Raw genomic sequence first — 21,111 nt, 5'->3', positions numbered from 1 at the left:
CCGGACCCATCCTTGCGGTCTGTCGTCCCAGGATGGATGGGACGAGCGCCCTGGGGCTCAGCGTGGTCTCAGGCGTTCAGCACCTTGCCATAGGCATCCAGCACGCTTTCCTTCATCGTCTCCGACAGCGTCGGATGCGGGAAGATCGTGTGCATCAGCTCTTCCTCGGTGGTCTCGAGGTTCATCGCCACGACGAAGCCCTGGATCAGCTCGGTCACTTCCGCGCCGACCATGTGAGCGCCGAGCAGCTTGCCGGTCTTGGCATCGAAGATCGTCTTGACCAGGCCTGAGTCCTCGCCGAGCGCGACCGCCTTGCCATTGGCGACGAAGGGGAAGCGGCCGACCTTGAGCTCGTGGCCGGCGGCCTTGGCCTTGGCCTCGGTCAGGCCGACGCTGGCGATCTGCGGGTGGCAATAGGTGCAGCCCGGCACCATCGCCTTGTCCATCGGGTGCGGGTGCAGGCCCTTGATCGCCTCGACGCAGACCACGGCCTCATGCTCGGCCTTGTGGGCCAGCATCGGCGGGCCGGCGACGTCGCCGATGGCGTAGATGCCCTTGACGTTGGTCTTGCAGAAGCCGTCGATCGCGATGAAGCCGCGATCGGTCTTCACGCCGAGCGCCTCCAGCCCGATGTTCTCGATGTTGGCGACGACGCCGACGGCCGAGATCATGCGATCGGCGGTGATCGTCTGCTTGCCGCCCTTCTCGTCCTCGATATGGGCGGTGATCGAATCCGCGGATTTTTCGACCTTGGTGACCTTGGCCCCGGTCAGGATCTTCATGCCCTGCTTCTCGAAGGCTTTTCGCGCGAAGGCGCCGATCTCGGCATCCTCGACGGGGACGACCTGCGACATCACCTCAACGACGGTCACCTCGACACCCATCGTGCGGTAGAATGAGGCGAACTCGATGCCGATCGCACCCGAGCCCATTACCAGCAGGGATTTCGGCATCTTCGCCGGCACCATGGACTCGAAATAGGTCCAGATCAGCTTGCCGTCCGGCTCCAGGCCCGGCAGGGCGCGCGGCCTCGCGCCCGTCGCGATGATGATGTGGTCGGCGGTATAGGTGCCCTCGCCCTTGGCGTTCTTGGGCGGTGGCACCTGCGGCTGCATCGCCGGCTTCCTGGTCGGCACGACCGAAACGGTGCCGGGTTTGGTCAGCGTGGCCTCGCCCCAGATCACGTCGACCTTGTTCTTCTTCATCAGGAACTGGACGCCGTTGTTCATCCGCGCCGCGATGCCACGCGAGCGCGCAACGATCGCCGCCAGGTCCGCCTTGAACGAGCCTTCGAGCACGAGCCCGTAATCCTTGGCATGCTGGCCGTAATGCAGGATCTCGGCCGAGCGCAGCAGCGCCTTGGTCGGGATGCAGCCCCAGTTCGAGCAGATGCCGGCAAGATGCTCGCGCTCGACGATCGCCGTCTTGAAGCCGAGCTGCGCGGCACGAATGGCAGCGACATAGCCGCCGGGGCCGGAGCCGATGATGATGATGTCGTAGTCAGCCATGGAAGCGCTCCTGCTCGGGCGTCTTTAGAGAAGATGGCCGGTCGCGGCCTTGACGCAATCCTCGTTGATCGCGCCGAACTGGCGGTCGGCCTCGGCGAAGAGCTTCTCGAACTCCTCCCTCGGCATGCCGCCGATCTTTTCGGCGATCGTGTTCAGCTGCCAGCTCAGCGCGGTGTAGCGTTGCCGCGCGACCTCGGCGTGGAAATTCGCCAGAAAGGTGCCAAGCGCACCGAACTGGTAGGCAATGGCCTTGAGCTCGACGCCGTCCATCGCGACCGCCCCGGCGGCGTTGGCGACCTCGGCCTTGAGCCGGAAGCGGAAGAACGTGTCGATCAGGTCTCGACAGGTCCGCAAGCTCTCGGTCCGAAGGATGTTGCGCTGCATATTGTCGATGCTGTGCAGGTAGTTGACGCTTTGGAACACCGATGCGCCGAGCGAGAACAAGGCGATGACGACCGAGACAAGCGCCAGCCGGCTTGTGCCGGAGCGCGTCTCGGTCGACGACACCATCAGGACCGCCCGCTCACACAAGCATCGCCAGCGGCTTCTCGATATAGCCCTTGAAGGCCTGCATCAGCTGCGCGCCCAGCGCGCCGTCGACGGCGCGGTGGTCGGCCGAGAGCGTCACCGACATCACCGTGGCGATGGCGAGAGCGCCGTTCTTGACCACGGCGCGCTGTTCGCCGGCACCGACCGCGATGATCGTCGCATGCGGCGGGTTGATGATCGCGGTGAAGTCCTTGGTGCCGAACATGCCGAGATTGGAGACCGACGAGGTGCCGCCCTGATACTCCTCGGGCTTGAGCTTGCGGTTCTTGGCGCGGTTGGCCAGGTCCTTCATCTCATTGGAGATCTGGCTCAGGCCCTTGTGGCAGGCGTCGCGGATCACCGGCGTGATCAGCCCATTGGGGATCGCGACCGCGACACCGACATCGGCATGCTTGTGCTTGAGCAGGGCCGTCTCGGTGAAGCTGACATTGGCGTCGGGCACGGCGCGCAGCGCCAGCGCCAGCGCCTTGATGACCATGTCGTTGACCGAGAGCTTGTAGCCCGGCTTGCCGTCGATCAGCGGGGCGGCATCGTTGAGCTCGCCACGCAGCTTCAGCAGGGCATCGAGCTCGCAATCCACCGTCAGGTAGAAATGCGGGATCGTCTGCTTCGATTCCGTCAGGCGACGCGCGATCGTCTTGCGCATGCCGTCATGCGGAATCTCCTCATAGGAGCCCGGCTCGAACAGCTTCCTGACGGCGTCGTCGGACATGCCCGAGGCGACCGGGGCAGCGGCAGGCTTGGGCGCTGCCGCAGCAGCAGGGCCGCTTGCCGCCGTTGCGGGCGCAGCCACCGACGCCGCCTTGGCACCGCCACCGGCCTTGGCCGCCTCGATGTCCTTCTCGACGATGCGGCCATGCGGACCCGAGCCCTGAACCTTCGCGAGGTCGAGCCCGGCTTCCTTGGCGAGGCGTCGCGCCAGCGGCGAGGCGAAGGCGCGCTCGCCAGAGGACGCGGACGGCGCGGAGGTGACAGGAGCGGCAGCGGCCGGTGCCGGCTTCGGCGCCTCGGCCTTGGCGGCTTCAGCCTTGGGGGCCTCGGCAGCCTTGGGAGCCTCGGCAGCCTTGGGCGGGGCCGCAGCGGCCTTCACGTCCTCGCCCTCGGCCGCGATCACGCCGATGATCTCGTTGACCGCGACATCGGCCGTGCCTTCCGGCACCACGATCTTGGCCAGGATGCCCTCGTCGACGGCCTCGACCTCCATCGTCGCCTTGTCGGTCTCGATCTCGGCGATGATGTCGCCGGACTTGATCGTATCGCCTTCCTTCTTCAGCCATTTGGCGAGATTGCCCTTCTCCATGGTGGGAGAGAGCGCGGGCATCAGGATGTTGGTTGGCATCGGTCAGCCTCTCAGCGGTAGCAGACGGCCTTGGCCGCCGCGACGACCTCGCCGACATTCGGAAGGGCGAGCTTCTCGAGGTTCGCCGCATAGGGCATCGGCACGTCCTTGCCGGTGACGCGGGCGACCGGCGCGTCGAGATAGTCGAACGCCGCCTCCATGATCTTCATGCCGATCTCGGCGGTGACGCCGGACTGGGGGAAACCCTCCTCGACCGCGACGCAGCGATGGGTCTTCTGCACGGATGCGATGACCGTCTCGATGTCCATCGGGCGGATCGTCCTGAGGTCGATGACCTCGGCGTCGATGCCGTCCTTGGCCAGCGCCTCGGCGGCGCCCAGCGCATAGGTCATGCCGATGCCGAAGGAGACGATGGTGACGTCGCTGCCCGGCCTCACGACCTTGGCCTTGCCGATCGGGATCAGGAAGTCGTCGCCCTTGGGCACGTCGAACTGGCGGCCGTAGAGGATTTCGTTCTCGAGGAAGATGATCGGGTTGGGGTCGCGGATCGCGCTCTTGAGCAAACCCTTGGCGTCCGAGGCGCTGTAGGGCACCACGACCTTGAGGCCCGGCACGTTCGAGTACCACGCGCTGTAATCATGGCTGTGCTGGGCGCCGACGCGGGCGGCCGCGCCGTTGGGGCCGCGGAAGACGATCGGGCAACCCATCTGGCCGCCGGACATATAGAGCGTCTTGGCCGCCGAATTGATGATCTGGTCGATCGCCTGCATGGCGAAATTGAAGGTCATGAACTCGACGATGGGGCGAAGCCCCGTCAGCGCGGCGCCGACGCCGATGCCGGCAAAACCATGCTCGGTGATCGGGGTGTCGATGACGCGCTTGGGGCCGAATTCCTGCAGCAGCCCTTGCGTGACCTTGTAGGCGCCCTGGTACTCGGCGACCTCCTCGCCCATGACGAAGACATCGCCGTCGCGGCGCATTTCCTCGGCCATGGCGTCGCGCAGTGCCTCGCGCACGGTCATGCTGACGATCTCGGCCCCGGCGGGGAATTCGGCCGATGAATCGTAGCTCTTGGCGGTGGCCGGCGGGTTGGCGACGGCCGATTCCGCCTTCGGCGCGGCGGCGACCTTGGGCGCCTCCCCCACAGCTGCGGGCGGTGCCGACTGGGCGGCCTGGGGAGCGGTGTCAGCCGGCTTGTCCGACTTGCCCCCGCCACCGCTTGCGGCGGCGTTGATGTCCTCGCCCTCGGCGGCGATCACGCCGATCGGCGTGTTGACCGCGACGTTTTCGGTGCCATCCGCGACCAGGATCTTGGCGAGGATGCCCTCATCGACAGCCTCGACCTCCATCGTGGCCTTGTCGGTCTCGATCTCGGCGATGATGTCGCCGGCCTTGACGGTGTCGCCCTCGGCTTTCAGCCATTTGGCGAGCTTGCCCTGCTCCATCGTGGGCGAAAGGGCAGGCATGAGAATGTCGATCGGCATGAGCAGACCCTGAACGGTGAGAGCGTTTAGATATGGGCGAGTTGCGAGGCGATGGAGCGCGTGCGCTCGCTCTCGACCTCACCGGTGTGTTTGGTTGCGGCGGGCTCGACGAACAGAACCTGCGCCTCGCCACCGACCGTGAACGGAAGGTGCTCGACGCCTCTGGGCACGACATGGAAATCGCCGGGATTTAGCAGCACCTGCGAGCCATCGCGGAAACGCAGCCCGAAGACGCCGCGCTGGCAGAGGAAGAATTCATCCTCCTCGGCATGGGCATGCCAGACCAGTTCCCCTTCGACACGGGCGATCTTGACATATTGTCCGTTCGCCTCGGCGATCACGCGCGGCGACCAGTGCTCTGTGACGGCAGCGAATTCCGCATCGAGCGATTTCCCGGAGGCCAAGGCTCAGGCCTCCAGCAGGATGTCGGTGTACAGCTCCGACGGATCGGGCTCGGGATCATGCGTCGCGAACTCGGCCGCATCGTTGACGATCTCGCGGATCTTTGCGTCGATCGCCTTGAGTTCGTCCTCGCCAACCTTGAAATCGCGGGTCAGACGCCCCCTGACCTGCTCGATCGGATCGTGCTCCTCGCGCATGCGCTGGACCTCGTCCTTGGAGCGGTACTTCGCGGGATCCGACATCGAGTGGCCGCGATAGCGATAGGTCTGCATCTCCAGGATGTAGGGGCCCTTGCCGGTGCGGGCATGCTCGATCGCGCGATTGGCGGCGTCGCGAACGGCGCGAACATCCATGCCATCGACCTGCTCGCCGGGGATGCCGAACGACACGCCGCGGCGCGAGAAATCGGTCTGGGCCGAGGCGCGGTTGACCGAGGTGCCCATCGCATAGCGGTTGTTCTCGATCACGAACACGACCGGCAGCTTCCAGAGCTGGGCCATGTTGAAGCTCTCATAGACCTGGCCCTGGTTGGCGGCGCCGTCGCCGAAATAGGCCATCGAGACGCGCCCGTCCTCGCGGTACCAGTTGGCGAAGCCCAGGCCCGTGCCGAGCGAGACCTGCGCGCCGACGATGCCGTGGCCGCCATAGAAGTTCTTCTCGCGGGAGAACATGTGCATGGAGCCGCCCTTGCCGCGGGAATAGCCGCCCTGCCGGCCGGTCAGCTCGGCCATCACGCCGCGCGATTCCATGCCGCAGGCCAGCATATGGCCGTGGTCGCGATAGCCGGTGATGACCTGGTCGCCATCCTTGGAGGCCATCTGCATGCCGACGACGACGGCTTCCTGGCCGATGTAGAGATGGCAGAAGCCGCCGATCAGGCCCATGCCGTACATCTGGCCGGCCTTCTCCTCGAAGCGGCGGATCAGCAGCATCTCGCGATAGGCGTCGAGATCTTCCTGCTTGGTGAAGACCGGAACATTGCTGGGCGCGGGGGCGGCCCCCTTCTCGCTTCCCGGCTTCGGGGAACGCGTCTTGGCCGGCTTGGCGGCGGCCTTGGCTTGGGCGGGAGCTTTCGTCTTGCGCGCGGCAACGGCCATGGGCGGTCCTCCAAGGATCATTCAACCTTGGTTGTAGAGGATCGCAAAACCCTTGGCGAGAAGGCTATCTCGCATTGCAGCATGACCCAAGCCACTGGAATCATGCAGATTTCACAAATCAACTTGATTCCAGTTAATCGATACGTCCGGGACTATTTGCCGGCTGCCGCGCTGCTGCCCTCAACGCCCCATCAGGATGACATCATTGCGATGGACCCGGCCAAGCGTGTCGCGAGCGCGCTCCTCCAGGACGTCCCGGTCGACGGCCTCATCGCGGACGAGCGAAAGCCGCTGCTCCCAGAGCTTGCGCTCGGCGGTCAGGCCGGCGAGTTCGGTCTCCATTTCGCGCAGCGTCCCCTGCAGGGTGTCGCGCGCATCGAGACCGCGCGCGCCGTGCTGGGCGTGGAACATGAAATAGCTCACCGCCGCACCCGACACGAGGTAGAGCGCGAGCGTGATGAAGACGGATCTGACGCCACGGCGGATGACCATGGCGTCACGCTAGGACGCGTTGGTTTATCACGGGTTAACGATCTGCAGCGACGGCCTCCTTCGCAGCTTTCCCCGCCGCGTCGGCTCGCGACGGTTGACCCGCGCGCGGCGCGTCCGTATGTCAGCGGCCCAGTGAGGGCGGGTAGCTCAGTGGTAGAGCACGTGACTTTTAATCATGTGGTCGAGGGTTCGATCCCCTCCCCGCTCACCATTTTGGCTCCGCCGCCGTCTCCCGCAAGCGAACGTCGCATCGACCGGCCCCCCTCAGCCGAGACGACGCACCGGAGGTCGGGCTGCCGGCGCAGGCCCCGGTGTAGAGGGCCGGTAGGCCCGATAGCCAGCCTGGCCGAGGCCGAGCGCCGGCCAGCCCGGGTCGGAATATCCCAGCAACTCATCGCAGCGATGGCGGGCCAGTTCCCGCGCGGTTGTCGCATCGGCGCATATCGAGGCCTGGGAGCGCTGCCAGAAGGCCTGCGACGGCGACGGCAGCGTGATCGCGGGACAGGTCAGCGCCAACGCGAACAGGGCTTTGGTGACAAAGGGTTTTGTTGTCATGTCGCCTTCTGGCATCGGCTTCGCGGCGGCGCCCGGTTCTGGGGCTGCTTCGACAACGAATCACGCAGCGAAAACTTGAGGAAGGCTTAAACCGGCCGAACCGGACAGCATCGTGCCGCGACGCGGAACCGAACGGCGCGCCAAAGGTATAGCCTTGACCAGGAGCGCCTATGTCCGGGAGAGTTAGCGATGCGAGCAACGATAGAACACGCGCCGCATTCCGGCGAAGACGACCGAGCCCGCTTCAGGATCGAGACGATCGAAGACTACGAACTGGCGACGCAGCGGATCGCCGCACTCGACTCCTCTCCACGCGGCGAGGATGAGGAGCGCGAGCGCGATGCTCTGGTCAAGGCGGTCGAGCAATGGGACCGCAAGCACGACGACGCGACGCATTGGAAGGACCGACCGTGAGAGAGCCGATCGCCATCCATACCGAGGAAGACTACGAGCGCGCCCAGCAACGCGTCGAAGAGCTGAACGCAGCGCCTGACAGCGGCGACAAGGAGCACGAGCTCCAGGCGCTTGCCGAGGCGATGCTGGCGTTCGAACTCAGGCGCGACGAGGCTCTCGACTGAAGGCAGCAATCCTCTGCGTCCGGACCCGTAAAAGCCTTGCCGAGCCTTCGCCTGCAAGGCGCGCCTGCCTGCTCATTCATCGTTGCTGGCGTTGAGTTCCTCAGGCCGTAGACCTTGATCGATCTCTGGATGACCTGCGCGCAGCTGAGCCCGGGCCCAGTGTGCAATGATCCTCGATAGCGCCTGTTCGCGCGTCAGCGCGGGCATCGCATGACGGATCGAGCGGTCGAGCGCTGCCAGTTCCGCTTCTTCCAGGGCGATCGTCACGGTGGTAGCAGGCATCTGATTCTCCCTTGATACGGTCCATCTGAGACTGGACCACGCGGCTTGGCTGCAAAGATAGGTCGCGAACCGTCAAGGGCGCCCTGTCCGGGCGTCCAGAACGTGAATCCGTTCTGGCATCGAACGCGAGGGGCGGGGTTGCGTTCCGCTGCAAGCCCATGCTGCTTCGCGATCGATCGGCGGGACGCGCTGGCACTCGCCAGACGCCAGCACTGCCGCGGGAGGTCGGCGACGTTCAATACTGCCTACCGCTGGCTCGGCGCGATTTTGTCGATGATGATCGTGAACAAAACGCGGGACCAAGCGTTTCCTCTGCAAGCCGCTGTCACGCGGATACTTAAGGAGGACATCATGTTCAAACGTCATATTGCAGCGACGTCGCTGGGTTTCGCCCTGCTGACCGCCACCGCCATCGCCCAGACCAGCGCCCCCTCGCCGACCGCACCGGCCGCCACGCCTGCTCCGGCAACGGATGCCATGAAGGCCCCTGCCACCAATCTCGCGGGCCAGGGCAAGTGGCGCGCGACCAAGCTGATCGGCGTCGACATCTATGGTCCCGACGACAAGAAGGTGGGTGACATCACCGAGGTCCTGTTCGACAAGACCGGCAAGATCGAGATGGTGACGGTCGGCGTCGGCGGATTCCTCGGCTTGGGCTCGAAGGATGTCGCGATCCCGTTCGAGCAGGTCAACTGGAGCGACCAGCCGATGGCTGCGGCAGCGCCGGCCCCGTCGGCGGGCGGCAGTTCGGCCAGCGGCACGACGGCCACGGCCCCCGCCGCATCGGCTCAGAAGGCCCCGGCGATGTATCCGGACCACGGCAAGATCACCATGACGAAGGAGCAGCTCACCAGCGCTCCGGCCGTGACTTACTCCGGCAGCTGATCGCCCGAGGTTGACCGACTTCGTTGCGTGAGTTGAGTTTCAAGTCGCGTCGCGGCCCGCCTTCTCCGGAAGGCGGGCCATTCTTCGTGCCATAGCGTGGCGCTCCGTTAGGGGCGTCCTCGCCCAGCAGGCGCCAGACCGCCTCGGGCAGATCGTCGGCGATCAGCCCGATGCCGGCATCCTCGCCCGCGCGGCCATGCAGCCAGACGGCGGCGCAGGCCGCCTCGAAAATCGGCATGCCCTGGGCCAGCAGGCCCGCGATCAGCCCGCCGAGTACGTCGCCTGAGCCCGCCGTCGCCAAAGCGGGCGAGCCGGTGGTGTTGATGGTGGCGCGACCGTCAGGCGAGGCGATCACCGTGTCGGGGCCCTTTAGGACGATGGTCGCGCCGGTCTGGCCGGCAGCACGACGCGCCCGTTCAAGTTTGGACGGAGCCTGGGCAATCTCGGGCACAGTGCGGAAGAGGCGATCGAATTCTCCCTCATGCGGCGTCAGCACGCAGGGTCCGCCACGCCGCTCGAAGAGCCGCTTCAGGCTGCCGGTGCGCGCAGCCAGGATCGTCAGCGCATCGGCATCGAATACGGCAGGAACGCCTGCGCGCAGGACTGTCGTCACCGCGTCGCGGCCCCGAGTATCCAGCCCGAGCGCCGGGCCGATCAGGACCGCCGAAAGACGCGGCTCCGCCAGCAGGCGCTCGAGCGCTTCGTTATCGGCTATCGCGCGCTGCATCAGCGCATCGGGGCCTCGCGCGGCATGGGCCGCCAACGCCTCAGGATGACAGGCGATGGTCGCCAGACCCACGCCGATCCGCAGCGCTGCGCGCGCGCCCAAACGCGGCGCTCCGACGCCGGTGAGTCCGCCCGCGACGACGAGCACCGCACCGCGCCGATATTTGTGGGTGTCCGTGGCGTGCGCGGGCCAGGTCTCGCGCCAGAGCGCCGGCGCGTTGCGGAAGGTCGTGGGCGGTCGATCGGCCGTGAAGACGAGCTCGGGCGCTATCCCGATATCAGCGAGCGTGACCGTGCCGCAGAGCGTGCGGCCTGGCTGCAGCAGATGGCCCGGCTTCAGGCGGAAGAAGGTGACGGTCTGCACGGCCCGAACCACCTCCCCATGGCTCGCGCCGGTATCGCCGGAGAGGCCGCTGGGAACATCGACCGCAACGACCGGCCGGCCGGACGCATTGACCGCGCAGACCAGCGCGGCGACCTCGCCCTCCAGAGGCCGGCTCAACCCGGCGCCGAACAGCGCATCGACGATCAGGTCGAATCGTTCCGGCCGCAGCCCGGCGATCGGATCGATCGCACCCGTCCAGCGCTGCGCCATCGCCGCCGCATCACCGGCCAAGTGCGAACGGGGGCACGCGAGGGCCACCGTCACGCGCAGGCCCCGCTCCGCCAGCAGCCGCGCGGCGACGAAGCCATCGCCGCCATTGTTGCCGGGGCCGCACAGGACGAGGACGCCGGCGCCCGGCTTGGCCCGTCTGAGGACGGCGTCCGCCACGGCCTGGCCCGCCTTCTCCATGAGGAGCAGGCCCGGTGTGCCGCCTGAGATCGCAGCCTGATCGGCCAACGCCATGCCGGCGACATCGAGCAACGCAAGTTCGGTTGGATGCGCCGGGTTCATCCCACCATCATCGGAGAGCGGACGAAGCAGGGCAAGCGGGATCGCGTTTGACGTATATGATTATCATTTAGGCATTTGATTATTTTATAATCTGTTTTTTGCCCTATGATCTAGCCAGCAGGACGGTGCTGCCGCATGGCGGGGTGAATGCGCCGATGCTATGAGCAGTCCAAGGATGTTCTTGACCGTCCCCGCGAGATCGGGCCGGGCCCCTGGCGGCCCGGCGTCGATCGCAAACGGGGCGGGTGGATCGAAGGTTCCGAGCAGGCTTTTCGGAACTCGGGTTGGCACGCAAGGGAGGCCGGTCGGCGCATGAAGAAGATCGAAGCGATCATCAAGCCGTTCAAGCTGGACGAGGTGAAGGAAGCGCTTCAGGAGGTCGGCCTGCAGGGCATCACCGTTCTGGAGGCCAAGGGCTTCGGGCGGCAGAAGGGCCACACCGAACTCTATCGCGGCGCCGAATACGTCGTCGACTTCCTGCCGAAGGTGAAGATCGAGATCGTGCTCGCCGACGAGATGGTCGAAGGCGCCATCGAGGCGATCATGAAGGCCGCCCAGACAGGGCGCATCGGCGATGGCAAGATTTTTGTATCGACGGTGGAGGGGGCGATCCGCATCCGTACCGGCGAGACCGGCGCGGACGCGATCTGAGGGCTCATCCCGACCCAAAAGTTCGGCGTCCCGGCGGTCAGGCGACCCCGCGGATCGTATGAGTTGAGAAACGACCATAAGAGGAATGCTGAGATGAAGAACGCCAAGGATGTCCTCAAGGCGATCAAGGACAACGACGTCAAATATGTCGATTTCCGCTTCACTGACCCGCGCGGCAAGTGGCAGCACGTGACGTTCGACATCACCATGATCGACGAGGACATCTTCGCCGAGGGCACGATGTTCGACGGTTCCTCGATCGCCGGCTGGAAGGCGATCAACGAGTCCGACATGCTGCTGATGCCCGATCCGACGACGGCCGTCATGGACCCGTTCTTCTCGGCGGCGACCATGGTCATCACCTGCGACGTGCTCGAGCCGGCCACCGGCGAGCCCTATGGCCGCGATCCGCGCGGCATCGCCAAGAAGGCCGAGGCCTACCTCAAGTCCAGCGGCATCGGCGACACCTGCTATGTCGGTCCTGAAGCCGAATTCTTCGTCTTCGACGACGTCAAGATTTCCGCCGACCCCTACGACACCGGCTTCAAGCTCGACAACGTCGAGCTGCCGATCAACGGCTCGACCGAATATGAGGGCGGCAATCTCGGCCACCGCATCGCCACCAAGGGCGGCTATTTCCCCGTCCCGCCGCAGGATTCGGCGCAGGACATGCGCGGCGAGATGCTGGCGGCCATGGCGGCCATGGGCGCCAAGGTCGAGAAGCACCATCACGAGGTCGCCTCGGCCCAGCACGAGCTCGGCCTGAAGTTCGACACCCTGACCCACATGGCCGACACCATGCAGGTCTACAAATACGCCATCCACAACGTCGCCCAGAGCTACGGCAAGACCGCGACCTTCATGCCGAAGCCGATCTATGGCGACAACGGCTCGGGCATGCACGTCCACCAGTCGATCTGGAAGAACGGCAAGCCGATCATGGCCGGCAACAAATATGCCGACCTGTCGCAGGAGTGCCTCTGGTACATCGGCGGCATCATCAAGCACGCCAAGTCCCTGAACGCCTTCACCAACCCGTCGACCAACTCCTACAAGCGCCTGGTCCCGGGCTATGAGGCCCCCGTGCTGCTCGCCTATTCGGCGCGCAACCGCTCGGCGTCCTGCCGTATCCCGTGGACGAACTCGCCCAAGGCCAAGCGCGTCGAGGTTCGCTTCCCCGATCCGATGGCGAACCCCTATCTCGCCTTCTCCGCCCTGCTGATGGCCGGCCTCGACGGCATCATCAACAAGATCGATCCGGGCCCGGCGATGGACAAGGATCTCTACGACCTGCCGCCGCGCGAGCTGAAGAAGATCCCCACCGTCTGCGGCTCGCTGCGCGAAGCGCTGGACTCGCTCAAGAAGGACAACGCCTATCTCAAGGCCGGCGGCGTCTTCAACGACGACTTCATCGAGAGCTATATCGAACTCAAGATGCAGGATGTGGCGCGCTTCGAGATGACGCCGCACCCGGTCGAGTTCGCGATGTACTACTCGTACTGAGATCACACCCACCGAGGGTTTCGGCTGGCCTGGCGGCCGCCGCGAGTTTCCTCCCGACCGCGTCCGCGCGGTCCACCTGACAAACCGGGGCGGCAACGCCCCGGTTTTTTTGCGCGCACCGTCGGCGGGCCGCGAGCCACGGGCAGGCGTCGGAAACGCCGTCTTTACGCGCGCGTTGCCACAGTCGCCGGGATGCGCATGGTCAAGCTTGCGCGCGGGGACGCCGGTTCTTGAAGACGATCAGCATCAATGGCCGCTTCTTGGCGCAGCCCGTCACCGGGGTGCAGCGCTTCGCCCGCGAGTTGACGCAGGCTCTGGATCGCAAGATCGCCGCAGGCGACGTGCCCCCTGCCCTGCGGAGCGCAAACTGGCGGCTGGTCGTGCCCCGCGATGCCCGGGCCGAACTCGATCTCTCGGCCATCCGGATGGAGCGTCTCGGCGGCGGCTCGGGCCATCTCTGGGAGCAGACCGCGCTCGCCTGGCGGACGCGCAACGACCTGCTCGTCGGCTTCGGCGGGAGTGGCCCGCTGCTCCACCGTCGCCAACTCACCGTCATCCATGACGCGACGATCTTTCGCCACCCGGACTCCTTCAGCCGCTCCTATCGGCTCTTCCACAGCCTGCTCGGCTTTGTCCTGACCCGCACGGCGACGATCGCGACCGTCTCGCATTTCTCGCGGCGGGAATTGGGCGAGATTTTTCGGGTCGATCCGGACGGGATTTCCGTCGTCTACAATGCCACGGACCATTTCGCCGGGCTGGCGCCGGACGAGGCCATTCTCGAGAGGCTGCACCTCGCGGGCGGCGATTATTTCCTCCTCGTCGGCACGCTCAAGCCCAACAAGAACATCGGCTTTGCGATCAAGGCCTTCGAGACGCTGGCGGCACCCGGACAAAAACTCGTCATCGTCGGCGGCATCCATGCGCGCGTTTTCAAGGGCGGCGAATATGGCGAGGGAGACGATCTGATCTTCGCCGGGCGCCTGAGCGATGCCGAGATCGCGGCGCTCGAGCGGCACGCTACGGCCTTCATCTTTCCCAGCCTCTATGAGGGCTTCGGTATTCCACCGCTGGAGGCGATGTCGCAGGGCTGTCCCGTGCTGGCCTCCGATATTCCACCCGTGCGGGAGGCCTGCGGCGAGGCTGCGCTGTATTTCGACCCCTCGAACGCGACGACGCTGGTAGAGGCGATGCGGCAGGTGCTCGATGAACCCGCCCGGCGCGACAGGCTGATCGCGGAGGGCTATGCCAATGCGAAACGCTTTTCCTGGGCCGGCAGCGCCGACGCCTTGCTCGCCATGATCGCGCGGCTTCAGTCCATCGCGCCCGCGGGCGCCTGAAGCGGAGTCAGTCGAGATGCCGCCGCTGTGCCTCCGCGAGGGCCAGCGCGCTCTCGTCCGAGGAGACAGGAATGCTCGGTCCGCGACTTGCCCGGTAGAGGCCATTCAGCGAGAGCAGGCCGAAGCCGGCCGCCCCCGCAATGCCGATCGCAAGCCCCGTGAGGGAGCCGTTGGCCGATACGAGATAGGCGGCGCCGGGCACCAGCGCGGCCGCAAGCGCGGCGATGACAGGGCGTGCGTCCATCTCGAAGGGCAGCGAGCGCACGACCCTGAGCCCGGCCATCATCGCCATTGCAGCGCCCATGGTTGCGCCGACGGTGATGCCGAGGTCGGAGACGCCGTGCAGGGTCACGGCAAGCACGGCGCCGAGGTTCATGAGCACGCAGTCGATGCCGGCCAGGACGATGATCGCGACGAGGTTCTGCCGCAGATGCGCCGGCGTCGGCATCAGCGTCTGGGTCATCGACCGCAGCAAGGCGAGCAGGACGAGGACAGGCGCCGTCCGCAGGAAGGCTATCTGAAGGTCGGACGGCACGACGATCCCGGCGACGGGACGCAGGCAGGCGATGATGCCGGCCGCCGTGAGCAGCGCCAGGCTGGCCAGCAGCCCATAGTAATTCCCCAGCGATCGGCGCAGCTCACGGCCCGCCGGATCGCGGTCGAAGATCGCGACGATGTCGGGATAGCGCACCGAATGCAGCGCGTTGACGACCAGCACGAAGGGGCGTTGCAGGAGGTCGAGCGCCAGCAGCGCGCCCGCGGCCGCCTGCGCGCCCAGAAGAGCCGTCAACAGGCTTTTCAGCCCAAGCGGCGCCAGCAGGCCGATGACGGAGGCGAAAGCCGAGACGCCGCCATAGACGAGATGCCGGCGCACCACCTGGCGTTGCCAATGGGCGCGTTCGAGCGGTGCGGGCCGAGGTACGGCCAGCGCAATGCCGAGATAGACCAGGTAGCCCAGCAGCGATCCGCCTGCCGCGCCGACGAGGCTGGGTTGCATCAGCGTACCGGCCAGCGTTGCGCCAGTGACAAGCGTCGCGCGCGCGCCCTGGAGCCAGGAAAAGGTCCGGAAATCCTGACGGAACCGCAGCATGGTGAGATGGAGTTCGGTCGCGCCCTGGCCGATCGCGATCAGCGCCGCAGCGCTGGCGATGACTGGCGGGATGCCAAGCGCGATCGCGCCGAGCGCGATGACACCGCACAGTCCCGAACAGACCGCGAGTTCGACACGCATGGTTCCGCGCTCGATCGCTTCGCTGACGGCATCGGAGCCCGGATAGAAGCGGCTGCAGGCGAAGCGTATCCACTCGAAGCAGGCAATCGCGACGAATTGCGTGACCGAGATGAAGATCGAATAGGCCGCATAGTCGGATGGCGCCAGCACATGCGACACCGCGATCAGCAGGCCGAAGGCGAGTGCGGCCTGATAGACATAGGCGCCGAGCGCGGCGATCCGGCTCATTCGCCGAGACCGAAATCGCTGGTGATGATGCGCACCGAAGAGCCCTCCGCAGTCCTGCGTAGGGCCAAAAGGTTGATATTTCTGCGATGCGCCGGAGCGCGGACCAATCAGCGGGTGCTGATCACCAGCAGCCCCACCAGGCTCGCCAGCCCGGCAGCGAGCCAGAGGAGCCAGCGCGAGGGCTGAAACGCAGCGCGGCTCAGAGGCGACAGCGGAGCCGGCTCCTCATGGCCAAAAGCCTCGCCGGCAAGACGCGCGGCCCGCTCGAGGCCGGCCACTCTGACATTCGGGACAAACGCACCATACGCCACGACAGTCTCCCCCCATTTTTCGGCGATCATAACAGCCGGCGGCGCGGCGCCCAGCCCTTCGATCGTTGCAGGCAGTGTGCGCTCCGCAGCATTAATGCGGGCTGAAGGGTTTCGTTCCATCGACGTCCCTTTGCGGAGTTGCGTGACGGCCCGATGACGGGAACCGACAAGCGGCCGGTTCCCTCGCCGCGCCTGGCCCTGTAGGAAGAGCCGCAGCGCGGCTGGGCTGCATCTGGGCTATCATTTGAAGTCGCGAATCATAGGGCCTGCGGACACGATGGCGGAGAATGGCGATCTATTCGGCTCGGAGCCGGCGCTGCCGGCGGCAGCGGCGCCGCGGACTGCCGCGCCGGTGCCTCAGCCGTCGCGCGCCCAGGCTGCGACCCGCGCCACTCCCACCCGCCCCGGCACGCAGGCGGGCGAGTCCTTGAACAGGCTCGCTCAACCCGCGGCGCCTGCGCCGCAGCGCAACGGCACCCTGTCTGAGACGGGCTATGATGCGTCCGCCATCGAAGTCCTCGAAGGGCTGGAGCCGGTGCGGCGGCGGCCAGGCATGTATATCGGCGGCACCGACGAACGCGCCCTGCACCATCTCTTCGCCGAGGTGATCGACAACGCCATGGACGAGGCCGTCGCCGGCCATGCCAGCTTCATCGATGTCGAGGTGCTCGACGACGGCTCCATCGCGGTGACCGACAACGGCCGCGGCATCCCGGTCGATCCGCATCCGAAATTTCCGGGCAAGTCGGCGCTCGAAGTCATCATGACGACGCTGCATGCCGGCGGAAAATTCGACTCCAAGGCCTATGAGACCTCCGGCGGCCTGCACGGCGTCGGCGTCTCCGTGGTGAACGCGCTGTCCGACGATCTCGAGGTCGAGGTCGCACGCGGCAAAACGCTCTATCGCCAGCGTTTCTCACGCGGCCTGCCGCTGGGGCCGCTGGAGACGGTCGGGGCCGTCGCCAACCGGCGCGGCACCCGCGTGCGCTTCCATCCGGACGCGCAGATCTTCGGCGAGGGTGCGCATTTCGTGCCCGCCCGCCTGTTCCGTATGGCGCGCTCGAAAGCCTATCTGTTTGGTGGCGTCGAGATCCGCTGGCGCTGCGCCCCTGCGCTGCTGAAGCCCGAGGGCGATGTCGCGGCGGAAGCCGTGTTCCGCTTCCCCGGGGGGCTGCGCGACTATCTGGGCCGCGAGATCGAGGGCAAGGACCTCGTCGCCGAGCCGATCTTTTCCGGCAAGATCACCAAGGACGGCAGCCACGGCTCGCTGGAATGGGCGATCGCCTGGCTCGCGACGGGCGAGGACGGCTTCTCCTCCTCCTATTGCAACACGATCCCGACGCCTGAGGGCGGCACCCATGAACAGGGCCTGCGCATCGCGCTGCTGCGGGGCTTGCGCGACCATGCCGAACGCATCGGCCAGTCCAAGCGGATGGCGCAGGTCACCTCCGACGACGTGATGGCGACCTGTGCCGCGATGCTGTCGGTCTTCATCCGCGAGCCGGAGTTCCAGGGTCAGACCAAGGACAAGCTCGCCACCGTCGAGGCCTCCCGCATCGTCGAGAACGCGGTGCGCGACGCCTTCGACCATTGGCTCGCCCAGGCGCCCCAGCAGGCGTTGAAGCTGCTCGACTGGTCGGTCGATCGCGCCGATGAGCGCCTGCGCCGCCGGCTCGAAAAGGAGGTTTCGCGCAAGACCGCGACGAAGAAGCTGAGGCTCCCCGGCAAGCTCGCCGATTGCAGCAATGCCGGCGCCGCCGGCTCCGAGATCTTCATCGTCGAGGGCGATTCCGCCGGCGGCTCGGCCAAGCAGGCGCGCAACCGCGCCACGCAGGCGATCCTCCCGCTGCGCGGCAAGATCCTGAACGTCGCCAACGCCACCCGCGAGAAGCTCAACGCCAACCAGCAACTCGCCGACCTGATCCTGGCGCTCGGCTGCGGCATCGGCAGCCAGTTCCGCGAGGAGGAGCTGCGCTACGAGAAGGTCATCGTGATGACCGACGCGGATGTCGACGGCGCCCATATCGCCTCGCTGCTGGTGACGTTCTTCTGGCGCCAGATGCCACGGCTGATCGAGAAGGGGCATCTCTATCTCGCCGTGCCGCCGCTCTACCGGCTCCAACACGGCGGCAAGTCGGTCTATGCGCGCAACGACCTCCACAAGGACGAGCTGATCGCCTCGGTCTTCAAGGGCAAGAAGCCCGAGATCAGCCGCTTCAAGGGCCTGGGCGAAATGATGCCGGCGCAGCTCAAGGAAACCACGATGGACCCGAGCAAGCGCATCCTGCTCAAGGTCATGGTCGAGCACGAGGCCCGCGACGAAACCTCCGACGTCGTCGAGCGGCTGATGGGCAACAAGCCGGAGGCGCGCTTCCTGTTCATCCAGGAGCGAGCGGCCTTCGCAGGCGAGCTGATCGACCTGTGACGGCTGAGGCGCACCCGCAGATTCGCGCCGACCCCGGCATTCCTGCGGGGTTGGGCGGCAATCCTGCCGGGCTGCCACCGCGACTGGAGACCGGCATGCTCGGGCCATGTCGAACGAACCGCGCCATTCTCCTCGCCCGTGCCAGCATGACCGACCAGCATCCCCCGGCCATCCCATCCAATCCTGGCCGCTGATCTCATGGGGCAGCCTGCTCCCGCTTCATCTCGACGCGACGGCGATCTGGCAGCGCCGGGCTGGGACGACATCGGCATCTTCCACACCATCGCCGAATGTGGGTCGCTGGCCCTGGCGGCGGTCAGGCTCGGCCTGAGCGAAGCCACCATTGCGCGAAGGCTCAAGGCCTTCGAGCGAGAGCTGGGCCTGCTGCTGTTCCGGCGCGGCGCGAACCGCCTGAGCCTGACGGCGGCAGGCGCCGAACTCGCCCGCGAGGCCAGCCTTGTCGCGGCGGCGGCCGGGCGCTTCGCCAGTTGCGCGCGCGCCACGCGGCCGCTGGCCGATGCGCCCGTGCGCGTGACGGCGACGACCTCGATCAGCCTGTTCCTGACCCGGAATGCGACGGCGATTTCGGCCGGCGCGGGTGGGGTCGAGCTGGTGATCATCAGCACGCGCGACCGGCTCGATCTGGCGCGTGGCGATGCCGACATCGCCGTGCGGATGCACAGGATCCCCGACGAGCCCGGCTATTACGGCCAGAAGGTCGGGCGGCTGGTGCAGGCGCTCTATGTCCGGCGCGATGTCGATCCAACGACCGCGCCGATCATCTCCGTCAGCCGCGAGACCTCGTCGCGGATCGACGAACACATCCTCGCCTTTGCGCAGGGGCGGCCGATCGCAGCGCGCGTCGGGGATTCGGCGGCGCGCTACGAGAGCGTGCGTTCGGCCGGCGCGGTGTCGATGGTGCCGTGCTTCATGGGCGATGCCGACGAGACGCTGCTGCGGCTGGCGCCGCCGCCCGACCGGACGGCCGACGAGATCTTCCTGGTGACTCATGAGGTCTCGCGCCAGCGCCCGGCGGTGATCGCGGTCCTGGCCGCGCTGCGCAAACTGTTCCGCGAGAACAGGGCACTGCTGGAGGGACAAGCGCCGTAGATCCTGATCGAGCCGGCGTTTGCGCGATCGCCGACGATAGGCTGCAAGGTTTCGCTAACCATCTTTTTACGGCTGCATGCGCAGGATGCGCTCTCAGGGGCGTCCATGCCGCCCCTCTGACGCAGGAGGGCCCGATGCGGCTCGTGGATCTTTTCTGGAAGAACGAGCGGGGCGCGATGGTCGCCAACATCGCCAAGGCGGCCGCGGCGATCGCGTTCCTCTCGGTCATTGCCGCCAATTTCGTCTCGAGCCATACGGCGTATTTCGACAAGCAACGCCTCGCCGACGTCTCAGCTGCGGCGAGCAAGGGCAAGCCGACAGATCCGATGATCACCGGCTCGATCCGCAAGGCGATCAGCGAGACCAAGCTCGACCCTTGCGTGGTACCGCGCTGACCCGACCCACCCGCGATCGTCGCGCGCATATTTGGATCAGCGGATATGCAGGTCCTGAATCAGGCGCGTGCCGTCGACCATCGACGCCTTGCGCCAAGAGCTACGGTCGTTCAGCGTCTGCCAGCGACGCTCGTTGACGATATAGTTTTTGTCACTCTCGTTTTGCCAATACGTCTTGGCGCCGCGGGCCTCGATGATGTTCAGGATTTCGTTATCGTGGTAGTTCTGCGGATCGAAATCGGTCAGTGATCGCTGGGCCGTTTCTGAATACATCGCATTGAGTTCGAGCATCAATTCGGTGGTGGCATCGTCGGATTCTTCTACGGGCAATCCGATCGCCTTCGCTTCGCGGCTGGTGATTGGATAGCTGTGTGAAGGGTAGTCCGAATTCAGGCGGCGGCTGATTTCATCAATCTGTGCCAGATCCGTCATGTGGTACGTCAGAACCTCCACGCAAATCTTCACCGATAGCGACATCGATCTGTCTATTGCGCCAATCACCAGCGGATGGATGTATTTGAACAGGTCGGAATGCGGGTTTTCATGGTGGTCTTTGGCGTTTGAGAGCCATAGGCGCACGATCCGGGTAATCTCGTCGCTGCTCACACTCACCAGATTATTGGTAATCTGGTTGATGGGTGAAAGTTCGTGCCGCATCGATGTATCGATCGGTGTCAGATGACCGATCGGACTCATGATTATTCGGTCGGCGGCCAGTGCAACGATCGTGGCCGCCGAAGCACATTGCGCGGGAACCAGGACGGTGATCCGCTCGGCATAGCGCCGCAGCACATGGACGAATTTCAGCGAGGACTCGACAAAACCTCCGGGTGATTTGAGGTAAAGCGCCATCTCTCCCATAGGGCCGATCCGGCGCAGCAGATCGAACAGTGCGACTGCGTCGTTGTCGCAAAGGTTTCCCCTCCCCGAACCCCAATAGGTCACAACCGGCATTCCGACGATGTTTTCGAGCGCCTCGATCTTCGCCTGCGTCTCGTCAAACAACAGGGGCGGCTGATTGATGAGTTTCTTTTTCGCCTCGACCACGGCCTCGGCCGCAACATCATTCATCTCAGCCTCGTCTCACAGAATGACAGGGAGGTAGTCCGCCGGGCGGCGACCGCTTTCCCCGGCAGAGTTGCAAATTTGCTCGATCCGTCAAGC

22 protein-coding genes and 1 tRNA gene are annotated in these 21,111 nt (G+C 65.8%); 10 read left to right on the top strand and 13 right to left on the bottom strand.

Annotated elements, in window-relative coordinates; genetic code table 11:
* Window positions 1-68 precede the first annotated feature (68 nt).
* The 7 genes from lpdA to AE618_RS04570 all read right to left on the bottom strand — a co-directional run bounded on the left by lpdA (window position 69) and on the right by AE618_RS04570 (window position 6,832).
* Window positions 69-1,508 (bottom strand): dihydrolipoyl dehydrogenase, encoded by a 1,440-nt coding sequence (gene lpdA, locus AE618_RS04600; RefSeq protein WP_054207865.1) that lies wholly within the window; start codon window positions 1,506-1,508, stop codon window positions 69-71.
* 24 nt (window positions 1,509-1,532) lie between these two features.
* Entirely contained in the window at window positions 1,533-2,018 is a 486-nt protein-coding gene (locus tag AE618_RS04595) for a hypothetical protein (protein WP_054207864.1), read from the bottom strand.
* 13 nt (window positions 2,019-2,031) lie between these two features.
* Entirely contained in the window at window positions 2,032-3,396 is a 1,365-nt protein-coding gene (locus AE618_RS04590; protein ID WP_054207863.1) for a pyruvate dehydrogenase complex dihydrolipoamide acetyltransferase, read from the bottom strand.
* Between the two features lie 11 nt (window positions 3,397-3,407).
* Window positions 3,408-4,841, bottom strand: a complete 1,434-nt coding sequence (locus AE618_RS04585; RefSeq protein ID WP_054207862.1) for a pyruvate dehydrogenase complex E1 component subunit beta — start codon at window positions 4,839-4,841, stop codon at window positions 3,408-3,410.
* A 26-nt stretch (window positions 4,842-4,867) separates the two neighbouring features.
* Entirely contained in the window at window positions 4,868-5,245 is a 378-nt protein-coding gene (locus AE618_RS04580; protein WP_054207861.1) for a cupin domain-containing protein, read from the bottom strand.
* Window positions 5,246-5,248: 3 nt separating this feature from the next.
* Entirely contained in the window at window positions 5,249-6,340 is a 1,092-nt protein-coding gene (gene pdhA / locus AE618_RS04575; protein ID WP_054207860.1) for a pyruvate dehydrogenase (acetyl-transferring) E1 component subunit alpha, read from the bottom strand.
* 180 nt (window positions 6,341-6,520) lie between these two features.
* Entirely contained in the window at window positions 6,521-6,832 is a 312-nt protein-coding gene (locus AE618_RS04570; RefSeq protein WP_054207859.1) for an FtsB family cell division protein, read from the bottom strand.
* Between the two features lie 136 nt (window positions 6,833-6,968).
* Here AE618_RS04570 and AE618_RS04565 point away from each other — a divergent pair.
* A tRNA-Lys gene (locus tag AE618_RS04565) sits at window positions 6,969-7,043 on the top strand.
* A gap of 53 nt (window positions 7,044-7,096) precedes the next feature.
* On the opposite strand, the gene AE618_RS04560 is transcribed toward AE618_RS04565, so the two are convergent.
* Complete coding sequence (locus AE618_RS04560; protein WP_156330095.1) at window positions 7,097-7,387, bottom strand: hypothetical protein; 291 nt, start codon at window positions 7,385-7,387, stop codon at window positions 7,097-7,099.
* A gap of 189 nt (window positions 7,388-7,576) precedes the next feature.
* Here AE618_RS04560 and AE618_RS04555 point away from each other — a divergent pair, with 189 nt between their 5' ends.
* Window positions 7,577-7,801, top strand: coding sequence for a hypothetical protein (locus tag AE618_RS04555; protein ID WP_054207857.1), 225 nt, complete (start codon window positions 7,577-7,579; stop codon window positions 7,799-7,801).
* Window positions 7,798-7,965: a hypothetical protein gene (locus tag AE618_RS27805; protein ID WP_156330094.1), complete on the top strand. Its 168-nt coding sequence runs from the start codon at window positions 7,798-7,800 to the stop codon at window positions 7,963-7,965. The genes AE618_RS04555 and AE618_RS27805 overlap by 4 nt, the downstream gene beginning before the upstream one ends.
* Before the next feature lie 72 nt (window positions 7,966-8,037).
* Here AE618_RS27805 and AE618_RS04550 read toward each other — a convergent pair whose 3' ends face one another.
* Window positions 8,038-8,247, bottom strand: a complete 210-nt coding sequence (locus AE618_RS04550) for a hypothetical protein (protein WP_054207856.1) — start codon at window positions 8,245-8,247, stop codon at window positions 8,038-8,040.
* Between the two features lie 138 nt (window positions 8,248-8,385).
* Here AE618_RS04550 and AE618_RS04545 point away from each other — a divergent pair, with 138 nt between their 5' ends.
* Window positions 8,386-9,132 carry a PRC-barrel domain-containing protein gene (locus AE618_RS04545; RefSeq protein ID WP_156330093.1) on the top strand — a complete coding sequence of 249 codons (747 nt, stop codon included), beginning with the start codon at window positions 8,386-8,388 and terminating at the stop codon, window positions 9,130-9,132.
* Here AE618_RS04545 and AE618_RS04540 read toward each other — a convergent pair.
* A complete protein-coding gene (locus tag AE618_RS04540) occupies window positions 9,095-10,753 on the bottom strand; it encodes an NAD(P)H-hydrate dehydratase (protein ID WP_082364991.1) in 1,659 nt (552 codons plus the stop codon). The two genes, AE618_RS04545 and AE618_RS04540, sit on opposite strands and share 38 nt — an antisense overlap.
* Before the next feature lie 312 nt (window positions 10,754-11,065).
* Here AE618_RS04540 and AE618_RS04535 point away from each other — a divergent pair, with 312 nt between their 5' ends.
* The 3 genes from AE618_RS04535 to AE618_RS04525 all read left to right on the top strand — a co-directional run bounded on the left by AE618_RS04535 (window position 11,066) and on the right by AE618_RS04525 (window position 14,247).
* Window positions 11,066-11,404: a P-II family nitrogen regulator gene (locus AE618_RS04535; RefSeq protein WP_054207854.1), complete on the top strand. Its 339-nt coding sequence runs from the start codon at window positions 11,066-11,068 to the stop codon at window positions 11,402-11,404.
* A 93-nt stretch (window positions 11,405-11,497) separates the two neighbouring features.
* A complete protein-coding gene (glnA, locus tag AE618_RS04530) occupies window positions 11,498-12,907 on the top strand; it encodes a type I glutamate--ammonia ligase (RefSeq protein ID WP_054207853.1) in 1,410 nt (469 codons plus the stop codon).
* 230 nt (window positions 12,908-13,137) lie between these two features.
* Window positions 13,138-14,247, top strand: coding sequence for a glycosyltransferase family 4 protein (locus AE618_RS04525; RefSeq protein ID WP_054207852.1), 1,110 nt, complete (start codon window positions 13,138-13,140; stop codon window positions 14,245-14,247).
* Between the two features lie 7 nt (window positions 14,248-14,254).
* Here AE618_RS04525 and AE618_RS04520 read toward each other — a convergent pair whose 3' ends face one another.
* Window positions 14,255-15,706: a hypothetical protein gene (locus AE618_RS04520; protein WP_197280673.1), complete on the bottom strand. Its 1,452-nt coding sequence runs from the start codon at window positions 15,704-15,706 to the stop codon at window positions 14,255-14,257.
* Window positions 15,707-15,813: 107 nt separating this feature from the next.
* Window positions 15,814-16,137 carry a hypothetical protein gene (locus tag AE618_RS04515; RefSeq protein WP_156330092.1) on the bottom strand — a complete coding sequence of 108 codons (324 nt, stop codon included), beginning with the start codon at window positions 16,135-16,137 and terminating at the stop codon, window positions 15,814-15,816.
* A gap of 157 nt (window positions 16,138-16,294) precedes the next feature.
* Between AE618_RS04515 and parE the strand changes: the two genes are divergently transcribed.
* The 3 genes from parE (at window position 16,295) to AE618_RS04500 (ending at window position 19,947) form a co-directional block, all read left to right on the top strand.
* Window positions 16,295-18,442 (top strand): DNA topoisomerase IV subunit B, encoded by a 2,148-nt coding sequence (parE, locus tag AE618_RS04510; protein ID WP_248310743.1) that lies wholly within the window; start codon window positions 16,295-16,297, stop codon window positions 18,440-18,442.
* Between the two features lie 198 nt (window positions 18,443-18,640).
* Window positions 18,641-19,552 (top strand): LysR family transcriptional regulator, encoded by a 912-nt coding sequence (locus AE618_RS04505; RefSeq protein WP_054207850.1) that lies wholly within the window; start codon window positions 18,641-18,643, stop codon window positions 19,550-19,552.
* 134 nt (window positions 19,553-19,686) lie between these two features.
* Entirely contained in the window at window positions 19,687-19,947 is a 261-nt protein-coding gene (locus tag AE618_RS04500) for a hypothetical protein (protein ID WP_054207849.1), read from the top strand.
* A gap of 36 nt (window positions 19,948-19,983) precedes the next feature.
* Here the strand turns inward: AE618_RS04500 and AE618_RS04495 are convergent, their stop codons facing one another.
* A complete protein-coding gene (locus AE618_RS04495; RefSeq protein WP_082364990.1) occupies window positions 19,984-21,018 on the bottom strand; it encodes an SDH family Clp fold serine proteinase in 1,035 nt (344 codons plus the stop codon).
* Window positions 21,019-21,111 lie beyond the last annotated feature (93 nt).

It is taken from the genome of Allobosea vaviloviae (assembly GCF_001298265.1).
GTDB lineage: Bacteria > Pseudomonadota > Alphaproteobacteria > Rhizobiales > Beijerinckiaceae > Allobosea > Allobosea vaviloviae_B.
Note: the sequence above shows the minus strand (reverse complement) of the source record. Positions and strands in the feature narration are given on the sequence as shown.

Bases quoted from the DNA above. Each gene is read 5' to 3' on its own strand.
- lpdA (WP_054207865.1), bottom strand. From the start codon at position 1,508: ATGGCTGACTACGACATCATCATCATCGGCTCCGGCCCCGGCGGCTAT.
- AE618_RS04595 (WP_054207864.1), bottom strand. From the start codon at position 2,018: ATGGTGTCGTCGACCGAGACGCGCTCCGGCACAAGCCGGCTGGCGCTT.
- AE618_RS04590 (WP_054207863.1), bottom strand. From the start codon at position 3,396: ATGCCAACCAACATCCTGATGCCCGCGCTCTCTCCCACCATGGAGAAG.
- AE618_RS04585 (WP_054207862.1), bottom strand. From the start codon at position 4,841: ATGCCGATCGACATTCTCATGCCTGCCCTTTCGCCCACGATGGAGCAG.
- pdhA (WP_054207860.1), bottom strand. From the start codon at position 6,340: ATGGCCGTTGCCGCGCGCAAGACGAAAGCTCCCGCCCAAGCCAAGGCC.
- AE618_RS04570 (WP_054207859.1), bottom strand. From the start codon at position 6,832: ATGGTCATCCGCCGTGGCGTCAGATCCGTCTTCATCACGCTCGCGCTC.
- AE618_RS04560 (WP_156330095.1), bottom strand. From the start codon at position 7,387: ATGACAACAAAACCCTTTGTCACCAAAGCCCTGTTCGCGTTGGCGCTG.
- AE618_RS04555 (WP_054207857.1), top strand. From the start codon at position 7,577: ATGCGAGCAACGATAGAACACGCGCCGCATTCCGGCGAAGACGACCGA.
- AE618_RS04550 (WP_054207856.1), bottom strand. From the start codon at position 8,247: ATGCCTGCTACCACCGTGACGATCGCCCTGGAAGAAGCGGAACTGGCA.
- AE618_RS04540 (WP_082364991.1), bottom strand. From the start codon at position 10,753: ATGAACCCGGCGCATCCAACCGAACTTGCGTTGCTCGATGTCGCCGGC.
- AE618_RS04535 (WP_054207854.1), top strand. From the start codon at position 11,066: ATGAAGAAGATCGAAGCGATCATCAAGCCGTTCAAGCTGGACGAGGTG.
- glnA (WP_054207853.1), top strand. From the start codon at position 11,498: ATGAAGAACGCCAAGGATGTCCTCAAGGCGATCAAGGACAACGACGTC.
- AE618_RS04520 (WP_197280673.1), bottom strand. From the start codon at position 15,706: ATGAGCCGGATCGCCGCGCTCGGCGCCTATGTCTATCAGGCCGCACTC.
- AE618_RS04515 (WP_156330092.1), bottom strand. From the start codon at position 16,137: ATGGAACGAAACCCTTCAGCCCGCATTAATGCTGCGGAGCGCACACTG.
- parE (WP_248310743.1), top strand. From the start codon at position 16,295: ATGGCGGAGAATGGCGATCTATTCGGCTCGGAGCCGGCGCTGCCGGCG.
- AE618_RS04505 (WP_054207850.1), top strand. From the start codon at position 18,641: ATGGGGCAGCCTGCTCCCGCTTCATCTCGACGCGACGGCGATCTGGCA.
- AE618_RS04500 (WP_054207849.1), top strand. From the start codon at position 19,687: ATGCGGCTCGTGGATCTTTTCTGGAAGAACGAGCGGGGCGCGATGGTC.
- AE618_RS04495 (WP_082364990.1), bottom strand. From the start codon at position 21,018: ATGAATGATGTTGCGGCCGAGGCCGTGGTCGAGGCGAAAAAGAAACTC.